The sequence below is a fragment of the Bacillus sp. NPDC093026 genome (assembly GCF_044754665.1).
Classification (GTDB): domain Bacteria; phylum Bacillota; class Bacilli; order Bacillales; family Bacillaceae; genus Bacillus; species Bacillus maqinnsis.
In genome coordinates this window covers 107,159-119,591 of record NZ_JBIVPN010000009.1, presented here as the reverse complement: position 1 = coordinate 119,591, position 12,433 = coordinate 107,159, and the positions used below count along the sequence as shown (strand labels likewise).

General features: G+C 39.6%; 13 protein-coding genes and 2 pseudogenes. 5 read left to right on the top strand and 10 right to left on the bottom strand.

The window, feature by feature from the left end:
- Nucleotides 1–230: 230 nt before the first annotated feature.
- Entirely contained in the window at nucleotides 231–1,109 is an 879-nt protein-coding gene (locus ACIQCE_RS15450; RefSeq protein ID WP_400495876.1) for a nucleotidyltransferase-like protein, read from the bottom strand.
- Between the two features lie 190 nt (nucleotides 1,110–1,299).
- Between ACIQCE_RS15450 and ACIQCE_RS15445 the strand changes: the two genes are divergently transcribed.
- On the top strand, nucleotides 1,300–1,647 hold the full coding sequence (locus ACIQCE_RS15445; protein ID WP_400495874.1) for a YgzB family protein: 348 nt from the start codon (nucleotides 1,300–1,302) through the stop codon (nucleotides 1,645–1,647).
- A 35-nt stretch (nucleotides 1,648–1,682) separates the two neighbouring features.
- On the opposite strand, the gene perR is transcribed toward ACIQCE_RS15445, so the two are convergent.
- Nucleotides 1,683–2,120 carry a peroxide-responsive transcriptional repressor PerR gene (perR, locus tag ACIQCE_RS15440; RefSeq protein ID WP_353856315.1) on the bottom strand — a complete coding sequence of 146 codons (438 nt, stop codon included), beginning with the start codon at nucleotides 2,118–2,120 and terminating at the stop codon, nucleotides 1,683–1,685.
- A gap of 157 nt (nucleotides 2,121–2,277) precedes the next feature.
- Complete coding sequence (gene bcp / locus ACIQCE_RS15435) at nucleotides 2,278–2,745, bottom strand: thioredoxin-dependent thiol peroxidase (RefSeq protein WP_400495872.1); 468 nt, start codon at nucleotides 2,743–2,745, stop codon at nucleotides 2,278–2,280.
- Nucleotides 2,746–2,873: 128 nt separating this feature from the next.
- Here bcp and ACIQCE_RS15430 point away from each other — a divergent pair, with 128 nt between their 5' ends.
- Together ACIQCE_RS15430 and ACIQCE_RS15425 are read left to right on the top strand one after the other, a co-directional pair.
- Nucleotides 2,874–4,169 (top strand): glutamate-1-semialdehyde 2,1-aminomutase, encoded by a 1,296-nt coding sequence (locus tag ACIQCE_RS15430; RefSeq protein ID WP_400495870.1) that lies wholly within the window; start codon nucleotides 2,874–2,876, stop codon nucleotides 4,167–4,169.
- A 249-nt stretch (nucleotides 4,170–4,418) separates the two neighbouring features.
- Nucleotides 4,419–5,492, top strand: coding sequence for an FUSC family protein (locus ACIQCE_RS15425; RefSeq protein WP_400495869.1), 1,074 nt, complete (start codon nucleotides 4,419–4,421; stop codon nucleotides 5,490–5,492).
- Nucleotides 5,493–5,522: 30 nt separating this feature from the next.
- Here the strand turns inward: ACIQCE_RS15425 and ACIQCE_RS15420 are convergent.
- The 6 genes and pseudogenes from ACIQCE_RS15420 to fabL form a co-directional block, all read right to left on the bottom strand.
- Nucleotides 5,523–5,735: pseudogene (locus ACIQCE_RS15420) on the bottom strand (ABC transporter permease); the annotation flags it as partial.
- Nucleotides 5,736–5,928: 193 nt separating this feature from the next.
- On the bottom strand, nucleotides 5,929–7,674 hold the full coding sequence (locus ACIQCE_RS15415) for an ABC transporter ATP-binding protein (protein WP_400495867.1): 1,746 nt from the start codon (nucleotides 7,672–7,674) through the stop codon (nucleotides 5,929–5,931).
- A gap of 96 nt (nucleotides 7,675–7,770) precedes the next feature.
- Nucleotides 7,771–8,301, bottom strand: a complete 531-nt coding sequence (gene ntdP, locus ACIQCE_RS15410; RefSeq protein WP_400495866.1) for a nucleoside tri-diphosphate phosphatase — start codon at nucleotides 8,299–8,301, stop codon at nucleotides 7,771–7,773.
- A gap of 153 nt (nucleotides 8,302–8,454) precedes the next feature.
- Nucleotides 8,455–8,715 (bottom strand): YgaB family protein, encoded by a 261-nt coding sequence (locus tag ACIQCE_RS15405; protein WP_400495864.1) that lies wholly within the window; start codon nucleotides 8,713–8,715, stop codon nucleotides 8,455–8,457.
- 175 nt (nucleotides 8,716–8,890) lie between these two features.
- A pseudogene (locus tag ACIQCE_RS15400) lies at nucleotides 8,891–9,037 on the bottom strand (gamma-type small acid-soluble spore protein); the annotation flags it as partial.
- A gap of 75 nt (nucleotides 9,038–9,112) precedes the next feature.
- On the bottom strand, nucleotides 9,113–9,865 hold the full coding sequence (gene fabL, locus ACIQCE_RS15395; RefSeq protein WP_400495862.1) for an enoyl-[acyl-carrier-protein] reductase FabL: 753 nt from the start codon (nucleotides 9,863–9,865) through the stop codon (nucleotides 9,113–9,115).
- A gap of 81 nt (nucleotides 9,866–9,946) precedes the next feature.
- Here fabL and ACIQCE_RS15390 point away from each other — a divergent pair, with 81 nt between their 5' ends.
- Entirely contained in the window at nucleotides 9,947–10,171 is a 225-nt protein-coding gene (locus tag ACIQCE_RS15390) for a hypothetical protein (RefSeq protein ID WP_353856322.1), read from the top strand.
- On the opposite strand, the gene mutY is transcribed toward ACIQCE_RS15390, so the two are convergent.
- Nucleotides 10,158–11,258 (bottom strand): A/G-specific adenine glycosylase, encoded by a 1,101-nt coding sequence (gene mutY / locus ACIQCE_RS15385; RefSeq protein ID WP_400495859.1) that lies wholly within the window; start codon nucleotides 11,256–11,258, stop codon nucleotides 10,158–10,160. The two genes, ACIQCE_RS15390 and mutY, sit on opposite strands and share 14 nt — an antisense overlap.
- A 190-nt stretch (nucleotides 11,259–11,448) precedes the next feature.
- Between mutY and ACIQCE_RS15380 the strand changes: the two genes are divergently transcribed.
- Entirely contained in the window at nucleotides 11,449–12,429 is a 981-nt protein-coding gene (locus ACIQCE_RS15380) for a metal-dependent hydrolase (RefSeq protein ID WP_400495857.1), read from the top strand.
- Nucleotides 12,430–12,433 lie beyond the last annotated feature (4 nt).

Sequence of the window (12,433 nt, the reverse complement as noted above, 5' to 3'; positions counted from 1 at the left end):
ACTACCTATGATGTATCATAGGATTTTTTATCAAATCTCGAATGAACAGGTACGTTTTGTCTTGTTTAGTTTTCAAAGATCATTTCATTATCGCTTATAGGCGACTTTATCAATATAACATTTGAACGCCGTATGCGTCAAGTGTTATATTGAAACTCTTTTGTCAGCTTTTTTTTTAAAAAAGCTTCAGTTGCTCATTAGCGACGGTTAATAATATACCATCATAATATTTATGCGTCAATATCTTTTTTCACAAAATATCCTCGATGATAGATTTTATGTCCTTTTGTCTCAATTGGCTCAACTTGAATAATTCCTTTCTCTACAAAGAAATCAATCATGACACTAAGGTCAGGTGTGAAAAATTTGAGGTCAGGATGTGCAAGAAGCTCGCCAAACAGCCAAATATCCTGTTGCTTCATTACATGACAAAGATGGGCAGCGCCAATTTCTGCTTTTGAATGAATGAGAAAGTCATTCGCTAAGAATAACAGTTCTAAGCGCTTATGCAAGCTTTCATGACTTTCAATGAGTTCAGAATAGAGTTTATATACTTCTGGCTCCATATGACGGACTTGATTCCAAACCGTCACTTCTGGATGGAAACCTTTATCAATCACTTCAATACGTGCAAGATGGTGCAGTGCATGCACAATGGAATTATATGCATCTAGGAATTGATTTGATTCAAAAAATGCTTTCCCTTCTATATATCTGCGTACGAGCTTGCCATATTCTAAACCAATCTTGAGCTTACGGTTTGAAAATGGGAATGTACTAAGTTCATCAATTAAGTTGTAAATATAGTCATTTCGATCGAACAATACTTTTCCATTTAAAATCCAATCAATGATTCGGCGGTTCGTGCCAAGCGTAATCCATTCCTTCAACTGATCATCTGTGACGATATTTAAAGAAACTGTTTGATGATCGGATTCATAATGTTTGATAAATAGCGGCTCTTTCGCATCCTTTACAATTACAAGAAGTGCTGCATCAAAGTTATCTGTCTCAGAAGATACTTTATGTTTTCTTTCTACTATAATTACTGCCAATGTATCTGGATAGCTGGCCCTCTCTTGATAAATAGGACGGAGAAGATTTTCCATAGTGATTCCTCCAATACTCGGGTGTAGGGTTCTTCTCTAATGCTATGTATTTCTACTCATAGAATCAAAATTCCTTCAATACGTGAAAAAAGATCATTGAGTCATTATAAGCAATTTACTCATGAAACTCTATAACTAATTTCAAATAGAAAGGTAAAATGTGCTATATTTAATATAAGGGGGACTAGGGATGGCGAAATACTCCAGTAAGATTAATAAAATTAGAACATTTGCACTTAGTTTGGTTTTTGTTGGTTTTCTGATCATGTATATCGGTGTGTTCTTTAAGGAATCAATCTGGCTGTCGACTTTCTTCATGTTGCTCGGCGTCTTATCGATTGTGTTAAGTACGGCCGTTTACTTTTGGATTGGTATGCTTTCTACGAAGGCGGTAAGGGTAATTTGTCCAGGATGTCAGAAGGAAACAAAGGTGCTTGGGCGTGTGGACATGTGCATGCATTGCAGAGAGCCGCTCACACTCGACCCAACATTAGAGGGTAAAGAGTTTGATGAATCGTATAATCGAAAAAAATCATGAAAATAAGCTGACCGTTCAAGCGGTCAGCTTTTTCATTAATGGTTTTCTTTTTTACTGCATTCTTGACAAGTTCCATAGATTTCTAAACGATGATGACTGACTTTAAATCCCGTCACATGTGATGCAAGCTGTTCTACTTCATCAAGACCAGGATAGTGAAAGTCAACAATTTTTCCACAGTTCTCACAAATTGCATGGTAATGGTCAGATGTCGCAAAATCAAATCGGCTTGAGGAATCACCATACGTTAATTCCTTTACTAATCCAGATTCTCGGAAGACTCGTAAATTGTTGTAAACCGTTGCTACACTCATATTAGGAAATTTCCCTTCAAGTGCTTTATATATATCGTCCGCGGTTGGGTGAGTCATAGAATTTACGAGAAATTCCAAGATGGCATGGCGCTGCGGAGTAATTCGAACACCGGTTTCTTTTAAAGCATCTAAAGCGTCTTTTAGTTCGTGAGCAGCCATTTCATCATGCACCTCTCTTCAAAAATATTCTTACATTATAATCTTTATAAATAGTGTACCCTCACAGTTGGAACTTTGTCAATTACAATCCTCTTTTTTACCTATTCTTATTCACAAAAAAGATCGGCATTTCTGCCGATCTGATCATGTCATCCAGTTAAGCATGAGATTTCAGTTCTTCAAGTGCCTCTTCGACATGGTCTTTCACCTTTACTTTTCGCCATTCTTTTACAAGTGTTCCTTCTTTATTAATCAGAAATGTTGATCGTTCGATTCCCATGTATTCTTTTCCGAAATTCTTTTTCAGCTTCCAGACACCAAATGCTTTTGACAGCTTTTGTTCATCATCCACTAGCAGTAAGAACGGTAAATCATGTTTTTCTTTAAACTTTTGGTGCTTATCCTGGCTATCTGGACTCACCCCAATAATGACCGCATCTAATTCTGCAAAGCTCTGATGACGATCACGGAAATCACATGCTTCTGTTGTACAGCCTGGTGTCATGTCTTTTGGATAGAAATAAAGGACAATATGCTTCCCTTTAAAATCTGAAAGCTTTACTTTCTCTCCATGGTCACCGGTTAATTCAATATCAGGTACTTGCTGTCCTACTTCAATTGTCATCACACAATCCCTCCAACCTATTTTTAAATAGCCTATCCAATTTTTAAAGGATATTCAACTAAGGACGCTTGCATTGGCATGTTAAAATAGGGATAGACGACGTGATACGTTGAGATAGGAGGCTATTTATGAAATTGACAGAATCAGAAAAATTGCATCAAGAGGCGCTGGAGCACATTGTTGGCGGGGTAAACAGCCCGTCTCGTTCATATAAAGCAGTAGGCGGCGGGTCACCTGTAGCAATGGAGAGAGGAGAAGGCGCTTATTTTTGGGATGTTGACGGAAATCGTTACATAGATTATTTGGCGGCATACGGTCCAATTATTACTGGACATGCCCATCCTCATATTACAAAAGCGATCACAAAAGCTGCTGAGACTGGTGTCTTATACGGAACACCAACGAAGCATGAGGTGACATTTGCTAAAATGCTGAAGGAAGCGATCCCTTCTTTAGATAAAGTCCGATTTGTCAATTCAGGTACAGAAGCGGTGATGACAACCATTCGCGTGGCACGTGCTTATACTGGCAGAACCAAAATGATAAAATTCGCTGGGTGTTATCACGGTCATTCTGATCTTGTGCTTGTTGCAGCAGGTTCTGGTCCATCCACTTTAGGAACACCTGACTCGGCTGGCGTACCAAAAAGTATTGCAAATGAAGTCATCACGGTGCCATTTAATGATATCGAAAGCTACAAAGCCGCATTAGATCAATGGGGTCATGAGGTTGCAGCTGTCCTAGTTGAACCAATCGTCGGCAACTTTGGCATTGTGGAGCCTAAGGATGGGTTCTTGCAACAGGTCAATGATGCAACACACGAAAAAGGTGCGCTTGTCATCTATGATGAGGTCATTACGGCCTTTCGTTTTATGTATGGCGGTGCACAAGACTTACTTCAAGTGAAGCCTGACCTTACAGCATTAGGAAAAATCATTGGCGGCGGTCTTCCTATCGGAGCATATGGCGGTAAAAAAGAGATTATGGAACAAGTTGCCCCGCTCGGACCAGCCTATCAAGCTGGCACAATGGCAGGAAATCCTGCATCTATTCTTTCTGGTATTGCGTGCTTAGAAGTTTTAAAAGAAGACGGAGTATATGAACGTCTTGATCAACTTGGCGCCATATTAGAAGAAGGTATTTTAGCCTGTGCGAAGAAACATCAGGTCGATATTACGGTGAATCGCTTAAAAGGTGCTCTTACGATTTATTTTACAAAAGAAAAGATTGTGAACTACGAGCAGGCTGAGAATACAGACGGCGAAATGTTCGCTCGTTTCTTCAAATTGATGCTCACGCAAGGGATTAACCTTGCACCATCTAAATATGAAGCTTGGTTCTTAACTATTGCACACACTGAAAAAGATATTTCTGATACGTTAAAAGCAGTAGATTATGCGTTTAAACAACTGAAAAAACAATAATATGATAAAAAACAGACGTGAAAAATTGCGTCTGTTTTTTTGATAAGTCAGCTCTTGATTGTCAAAAGCGTTTGAATCTGTTACATTTTTTCTCAATACCTTCTTTAGATGTCTTCATGAACTTTCCAAAAATCACTTGAATATTTCGGAAGACCACTGTATATTACTTAGTTGTTTCATCAAAATATTATGATATGTGACGAGAGGTCATCAATTATCAAAAAGAAAGGAATGCAGGGACAAAAACCAATGAAACTTGGAGCCCGTATTTTAAAAACTGGTATTGCCATTGTACTCGCGCTTTACTTGGCAACATGGCTTGGGTTGCCAACACCCGTCTTTGCGGGAATTGCAGCTGTATTTGCTATCCAGCCATCTATTTATCGATCATTTTTAACGATTGTTGATCAAGTGCAAGCCAATATTATTGGAGCAGCACTTGCCATTACGTTCGGTCTGCTTTTTGGCACTGGACCAGTCATTATAGGTTTAACCGCCGTCATGGTCATCGCCATTAATTTAAAGCTGAAGATTGAACACACGATTCCGATTGCACTTGTGACCGTCATCGCTATTTTAGAAAGTGCAGGAGATCACTTCCTTTCCTTTGCTTTAATACGAACGGCTACCGTGGTGTTAGGCGTACTTTCTTCATTCCTTGTGAATTTAATCTTCCTGCCACCAAAGTATGAAACAAAGCTTGTGCATCATATTATGGAAAATACGGAGGAGATTTTAAAATGGATCCGTCTGAGCTCCAGACAGTCTACTGATCATTCCATTTTAAAGGATGACATCGATCAAATAAAGGAACGCATGATCAAATTAGATCATATTTACTTGTTGTATAAAGAAGAACGAAGCTATTTAAAGAAAACCACTTATGTGAAATCAAGAAAGCTCGTTTTATTCAGACAGGCCATTATGACATCAAATCGAGCCCTGTACTTGCTTAAAAAACTCCATAAATTAGAAAATGAAATTCATATGATGCCAGAACATTTCAGGGAGAGCTTAACCGATGAGATTGATTATTTACTATATTGGCACGAGCGAACCTTAATGAAGTTTGTCGGGAAAATGAAGCCTCAGGATGATGATTTTCAAAATGAGTGTTCTCTACGTCTTCAAACATTGACAAAATCTTTTATTCAGCATCAGCAAAACCAAGAGCACGACTTGCTTGATTACAATATGCTGAATGTCATGTCTAGCATCATTGAATACCGTGATGAATTGGAGCATTTAGATACATTAATTACAAGCTTCCAAACGTATCACCCAAAAGATAGTGAAATTGAAACAGAGGAAAAAGAAGCGTAAAGACCGATTATGAGAATCGGTCTTTCTTATTTTATTTTTAGGATCGAGGGTATCTCTTAAACCATTCAAAAGGACAGTGAGCATAATCGCAATTCCTAGGAAGGAAAGTGTCCACTGCGCTTGGACAAGATAAGGTCTTGTATCGTCCAGCATTTTCCCCCACTTTGGACTTAAAGCCTGTGCTCCCAGCCCTAAAAACCCAAAAGCTGCTGCTTCATTAATCGCCGTTTCAATCGCAAGATTCAGAAATAAAAACACAATCACAGCCAGCTTATGCTTGAAAGAATTGTTTGATTGAGTCAAGAATTAGTGATTGTAAACCCTCGGCTTTCTAAGTAGGCGCTTCACAAGTTCACCACCTCGTCATACTTTTTTAAATTGCATTGAGACAAGCTGGGAAATAAAGAGCCTATCGCTAAAATCGGATAGGCTTCTACTAATTTAATGTTTGAATGCTAAATAGATGGCGATAGTGGCTGTCTCCTCGGTTCATTAATTCTTCATGTGTCCCTTTTTCCACAATCTCACCTTTTTCCATGACAACAATTTGATCGGCATGTGTAATCGTGGACAGACGGTGTGCAACAATAAATGTCGTACGATCCTTTGCTAGCTTTTGCATTGCTTCTTGAATATAGTGTTCACTTTCTAAATCAAGGGCAGACGTTGCTTCGTCCAAGATGAGCAGAGGCGGATTTTTGAGAAAAACTCTGGCAATAGAAATCCGTTGTTTTTGCCCGCCTGAAAGCTTCACGCCTCGTTCACCCACCTTTGTGTCATAGCCTTCAGGGAGAGACATGATGAATTGATGAGCGTTTGCAGCTTTTGCTGCGGATACGATTTCGTCAAAAGACGCTTCCGGATTTCCAACGGCAATATTCTCTTTTATCGTATCACTAAATAAGAAGGTATCTTGCAGTACCATCCCCACATGATTTCGCAAACTTCTTACCTTGTATTCTTTAATATCTATACCATCCATTTCAAGTGATCCTTTTGTCACGTCATAGAATCTTGGGATTAAACTGACGAGTGTTGATTTCCCTCCGCCGCTCATTCCTACTAGCGCAATGGTCTGACCTTGCTCTACTTTCAATGAGATATTATGTAAAATTTCTTCCTGCGTATTTTCATAACGAAAGGACACATTCTTAAATTCAACTTCTCCCTTTAAATGATTGGCTTCCTTGGCATTTGGTCGATCTGTCACCTCGTACGGCTCATCAATAAACTCAAATATTCGATCCATCGACGCAATGGACTGAGTTAATGTCGTCGATGAGTTAATGAGACGCCGAATTGGACTGTACATACGGTCAATATAGCCGACGAAAGCTATCATTGTGCCAATGGATAGCGATCCGTTGATAACGGTATAGCCTGCAAACGCAATAATTAAGAGTGGCGCAATATCTGTAATGGTATTGACAACTGCGAATGTCTTGGCATTCCAATTCGTATGGTTAATCGCTTTGTTTAAAAAATTCTTGTTTTCATCATGAAAATTCTCTTGTTCATACTCTTCAATCGCAAAGCTACGAATCACCGGCATTCCTTGTACTCGTTCATGAAGATGCCCTTGTACTTCAGCTAACGCCTGTGAACGCTCTTTTGTTAGCTTGCGAAGTCGTCCATAAAAATACTTCACAGCGAAAGCGTAAAGTGGAAAAATAATAACTGATACGATGGTGAGCTTGATATCAAGTGTGCACATAATGGCAATCACGATCAGCACTGTCATCATATCAAGCCAAATATTCATAAGTCCTGTAATCACAAATTCCTTCGTCTGCTCCACATCGTTAATAACCCTTGAAATGATCTCACCAGTTCTCGTATTTGCATAATACCGGAGACTTAGCTTTTGAATATGTGAGAACAGCTTTTCCCGAATATCAAACAACACTTTACTGCCTGTCCACTGTGCATAATATTGTCTATAGTATTCAACTGGCGGTCTCATAATTAAAAATAAAAAGAGCATGATTCCCATGATCATAAGGAGTGAGGACGTCTTTTCTTCAGCCGTACCTGATCCTTGAATCACATCATCAATGACATATTTTAAAAGCAGAGGCAAGGTTAAAGGAATCGAGAATTTGATCATTCCGATTACCATTGTTAATGCAATCTGTTTTTTATACGGTGTAACAAAAGCCATATAACGTTTAATGACCCCCATGTAAATCTCCTTCCCAGTCTATCAGCGCCTCTTATCCAAACGCAGTCAAAAACCTGTTAGCTCATTTAAGGCCAAACAGGTTTTTGCGGCTCTTGCTTATTTTGTATAACGCAAAAAACGTTCATACCACATATCCACAAATTCTGGAGCAAACGGTCCCTTCCGCTGGTGAATCCAATGCAGTAATGTATTCAGATGCTCTCTTAAGATACTATCGATTTCTTTTGGATAATTCATTTGCCTCTTATGGTCTGCATATTCATCCTCATCCAAAATATTGTACGTCATGTCCGGAAAGACTTTGACATCTAAATCGTAATCAATATACTTAATTGCCTCTTCGTCTGTAGCAAAAGGAGAGCTAATGTTGCAGTAATAATATACCCCATCATTTCTAAGCATCCCAATAACATTAAACCATTGTTTTGCATGAAAATAGCAAATGGCCGGTTCTCTTGTCATCCATGTACGTCCATCGGATTCCGTCACCATTGTTCGGTCGTTTGCACCAATGATACACAATTCCGTTGCTTTCAGAATGGTGGTTTCATTCCAAATCCTGTGGATCAAGCCATTGTGTTTATAGCTTTGAATTTGGATGGTTTCTCCTTCCTTGGGATAGCCCATATTTTCTCCCCTACTTTCTATAACAAACAAACCTAACAGTCCAAAGACCTAATTTCTTAACTAACTTAACATGTCTCAATTATATTATACCGTTACATAGGTAAAAAATGAAATGAAAAGAGGCCATTCAAGGCAATTGAATGGCATACTGAATTACATGACGGTCGAACTCTTTTCCATCTGTTTATATGAATTAATTACTTGCTTAGTTTGTTTTGTAAACAATGTTTGTACTTTTTGCAGTTCGTCACGTTTTTGTTTGATTTGATGATCAAGCTTATGCCATTCCTCATTTTTTTCTTCTTGTAGCAGTCGTTTTTTTATTTCTAAGCATACATCTAGCTCTCCTTGTACATCTAGCAGGTGGTCCATGAGTTTCATTTGTTCTTTGACAAGCTGATCGAAATGAGACATCTAACTCCTCCTTTTTCATTCAAAATCCTATTTTGTATCTATATCAATTCTTGAAAGGATGAGGAAGTCCTTTGACTGTTTATGTAGAGACTTTACAGGTTTTGTCGGTTGGTGGTGATTAGCAAAAAGAAAAGCACTTCATTCGTATATGAAGTACTTTCCTTTGTTTCAGTGATTAGCTGTTTTGTTGTTTGTTTTGCTCAGCTTTTTGGTTGTATTTTTTTACTTGCTGTGCGTCAGTCTCGCTAGCAAATTCTGTACCATATTGACCTTGAGCAGCAGCTTGGTTTTGTTTTTTCACTTGTTGTGCGTTTGTTTTGTTTTGTTGTTTGTCCATCATTATCACCTCCACGCACATTAATTTGTGCAAAAGGTGTACATCCTATTCATGATTTTTTTAAACAAGTAAAGAACGTCCACCATCCACAATAATGGTTTGTCCTCTGATCATGTCTGCCTTGCCTGATACAAGGAATTCTACACTGTCGACCATGTCTTTAATTTCTACCATACGGCCTGCTGGTGTATTATTTTTCGCATCTTCTAATAGCTCTTCTCGGTTCGGGAAGTGCTTAAGTGCATCTGTATCAATCGCACCGCCTGAAACGGCATTGACGACGATATTCTTTTGTGACAGCTCAACGGATAAGTAACGTGTGAGTGCTTCTAGTGCTGCTTTTGAAACGCCGACTACTGTGTAGTTTTCAAGGTAGCGGATGGAGCCTAGTGAGCTAATGCTGACGATATGTCCACCACCGTTTTTTTCCATGAGTTTCGCCGCTTCTTGCCCGCAAAATAATAGGGCTTTTGCATTAATATTCATTGTCCAGTCCCAATGGTTTTCCTCAAGTTCCATAATTGGACGTTGTACACCAGATGCCGCATTGTTAATAAATACATCTAAACGGCCAAATGTTTCATCAATTTGTTGAAACATGTCTTTGATTTTTTCTGGCTGACCGACATTGGCTTTTACAACTAACGCTTTTACGCCTAATGCTTCGATTTCTTCAGCTGTTTCTAGTGCTGCCTTTTTACTTCTCGCATAGTTAATGACAATGTCATATCCTTTTTCAGCAAGGCGAAGGGCAACTGCCTTTCCAACACCTCTGCTGCTTCCTGTAATTAATGCACATTTACGTTGACTCATTAAGGTTCATCTCCTGATTTGAATAGTTTTCGTCCATTCGCTTCACACTAATAGGAAAATTCCTATTAGGAGGTTACATTCATGTATGTCGGACGCGATTTAAGCCAGCTTGGCATGATGTCAAAAGATCAATGGAAAGATACTGAGCTTGCTTATTTTCATCATGCTTTTCAACAAATTTTACCTTATTTAAACGAAGAAGGACAATCCAAGTATCGAGAAATCGTCTCTGAAATAGAAGAGCGCGGGGGTCTGCACCGGAATGAAGCCGATTATACCCACGGCACAACAGTTAAATACGACTAGGCTGCTCCACTGCCATCTTCCAAATTTTTTGGTGTGATACTGGCAAAGCGTGTGACTCAAATTCTTCTCTCGTTACTTTTTTCAGTACGGTGTCATCAGTCACAGCATTGACGGTCCCAAAGAAAACGGATATATTCCAGATCAGATGGGTAAATACATGCTGAATCGTGCCTTCTAAATCACCTAGTTGAACCTGTACGCCTGCTTTTTGCTCTAAAAATTCGAGTAGCTGCTCTTTTTCCGTTTTTCTCCCTTTGGTGGTTTCCGTGTTGGGAAACTCCCACAGGTTCGCAAGCAGACCTGTATTGGGGCGCTTATGAATATAAAGATAGCCCGCCTCATCGAACAAAACAGCTGCTGCCATTGATTTGGCAGTAGGCTTTTTCTTTTTACTTTTGACAGGCAATTCATGTTGAACACCTTCCTCAAAGGCCGAGCAATGCATGTTCACAGGACAAATAAGACAGGCTGGGGATGTAGGAGTGCAAATCAGTGCACCCAACTCCATGAGCCCTTGATTAAATTCTGACGGCTTTTCCCGGGAAATGAGCTGATCGACTGCAAATTCAAAAATATGTCTCGTTTTCGGTTTGGCAATATCATCCCATATCGACAGGATACGTGAGATGACTCTCATGACGTTACCATCTACAGCAGGGTATGGTTTCTTGTATGCGATGCTCAAAACAGCTCCACTTGTATAAGGACCTACGCCCTTTAGCTTTGAAAATTGCTCTTTCGTATCAGGGACAACGCCACCGTAGGATTCATATACTTCTTTCACAGCTGCCTGTAAATTACGCACTCGTGAGTAGTAGCCAAGACCCTCCCATGCTTTCATGACTTTTTCTTCATCTGCTAAAGCGAGGTCTTTGACAGTAGGGAATTGCTCCATAAACCGTTGAAAATAAGGAATGACCGTATCCACTCTCGTTTGCTGAAGCATCACTTCTGATACCCAAACGCGGTAAGGATCTTGGTTTTCACGCCAAGGTAATGTCCGTTTTTCTTTTTCATACCAATCAATTAAATCGTGCTGAAAATCCGCAATTTGTTTACGATCCAGCTTTTCTTGGATTTCTTTCATATTTAAACTCCTTATAATGATCAGAGGGCTAACGTTCTGAAAAGAACCTTATTTGTTGTATACTGATTGTAGATACGTTAATATGTTACATTAAATCAAGACAAAGCAAAAGTAATTTTGCACATAGTCTTTAGAGAAGACGTATACTTTGTATGATTGTTCCTAAGCACGACAACTAGGAGGTAATCAATTGGATACTGGTACTCATGTAGTAATGGGCATTTCTCTTGGGGGACTTGCGCTTTTAGATCCAGCCGTTAGTGCAGATCCGGAAATGGCACATGCCGTTATGATTGCAACCATTGCTGGCTCCCAAGCACCAGATATTGATACTGTGCTAAAATTAAAAAATAATGCGGTTTATATACGAAATCACCGAGGATTTACCCACTCCATTCCAGCTGTACTGTTTTGGTCATTGCTTATTCCGGCTGTGCTGTTTCCATTTGTGCCGGAGGCGAATGTGCTTCATCTTTGGTTATGGACGCTTCTTGCCGTTGTGCTTCATGTGTTTGTTGATATTTTTAATGCATACGGCACACAGGCCCTTCGTCCATTTTCGAAAAAATGGGTGGCGCTGGGGATCATTAACACATTTGATCCGTTTATCTTTTTCACCCATCTTGTGGCCATTGTCATATGGGCGATTGGCGGGCATCCCGGCTATACGTTCTTAACGCTGTATGTGGCGATCTTCTGTTATTATATCGTCAGGGTGATCATGCAGCTTCAGCTTAAACGTGAGCTGCGTGAACGTTTTGATGAGATTGAAGAGATCATCATTTCGCCAACGATGAAATTCAGACAATGGCGCATTGCGGTCAAATGTAAATCGTCTTTTCATGTCGGTCGAAGCATGAATGGGGAGATCGTCATTTTAGACACCTTTAACCGTGTGCCGGTCCCTGATACTGAAATTATGAAAATTGCCAAGCAAGATGAAAACATTTCAGCCTTTCTGTCCTTTTCCCCTGTATACCGTTGGGAAGTGGATAAGTACAAAGATCATTATGAGGTGCGGTTCATTGATTTGCGCTACCGCAGCAAAGGTCACTATCCTTTTGTCGCGATCTGCCACATCGACATGGACCATCAAATTAAAAATTCCTATACCGGCTGGATTTTCAGTGAAGAAAAACTGCAAAAAAAATTAAGACTCGGCTCTGTGTGAGCGA

Coding starts and splice junctions, on each gene's coding strand:
- ACIQCE_RS15450 (WP_400495876.1), bottom strand. CDS start 1,109: ATGGAAAATCTTCTCCGTCCTATTTATCAAGAGAGGGCCAGCTATCCA.
- ACIQCE_RS15445 (WP_400495874.1), top strand. CDS start 1,300: ATGGCGAAATACTCCAGTAAGATTAATAAAATTAGAACATTTGCACTT.
- perR (WP_353856315.1), bottom strand. CDS start 2,120: ATGGCTGCTCACGAACTAAAAGACGCTTTAGATGCTTTAAAAGAAACC.
- bcp (WP_400495872.1), bottom strand. CDS start 2,745: ATGACAATTGAAGTAGGACAGCAAGTACCTGATATTGAATTAACCGGT.
- ACIQCE_RS15430 (WP_400495870.1), top strand. CDS start 2,874: ATGAAATTGACAGAATCAGAAAAATTGCATCAAGAGGCGCTGGAGCAC.
- ACIQCE_RS15425 (WP_400495869.1), top strand. CDS start 4,419: ATGAAACTTGGAGCCCGTATTTTAAAAACTGGTATTGCCATTGTACTC.
- ACIQCE_RS15415 (WP_400495867.1), bottom strand. CDS start 7,674: ATGGGGGTCATTAAACGTTATATGGCTTTTGTTACACCGTATAAAAAA.
- ntdP (WP_400495866.1), bottom strand. CDS start 8,301: ATGGGCTATCCCAAGGAAGGAGAAACCATCCAAATTCAAAGCTATAAA.
- ACIQCE_RS15405 (WP_400495864.1), bottom strand. CDS start 8,715: ATGTCTCATTTCGATCAGCTTGTCAAAGAACAAATGAAACTCATGGAC.
- fabL (WP_400495862.1), bottom strand. CDS start 9,865: ATGAGTCAACGTAAATGTGCATTAATTACAGGAAGCAGCAGAGGTGTT.
- ACIQCE_RS15390 (WP_353856322.1), top strand. CDS start 9,947: ATGTATGTCGGACGCGATTTAAGCCAGCTTGGCATGATGTCAAAAGAT.
- mutY (WP_400495859.1), bottom strand. CDS start 11,258: ATGAAAGAAATCCAAGAAAAGCTGGATCGTAAACAAATTGCGGATTTT.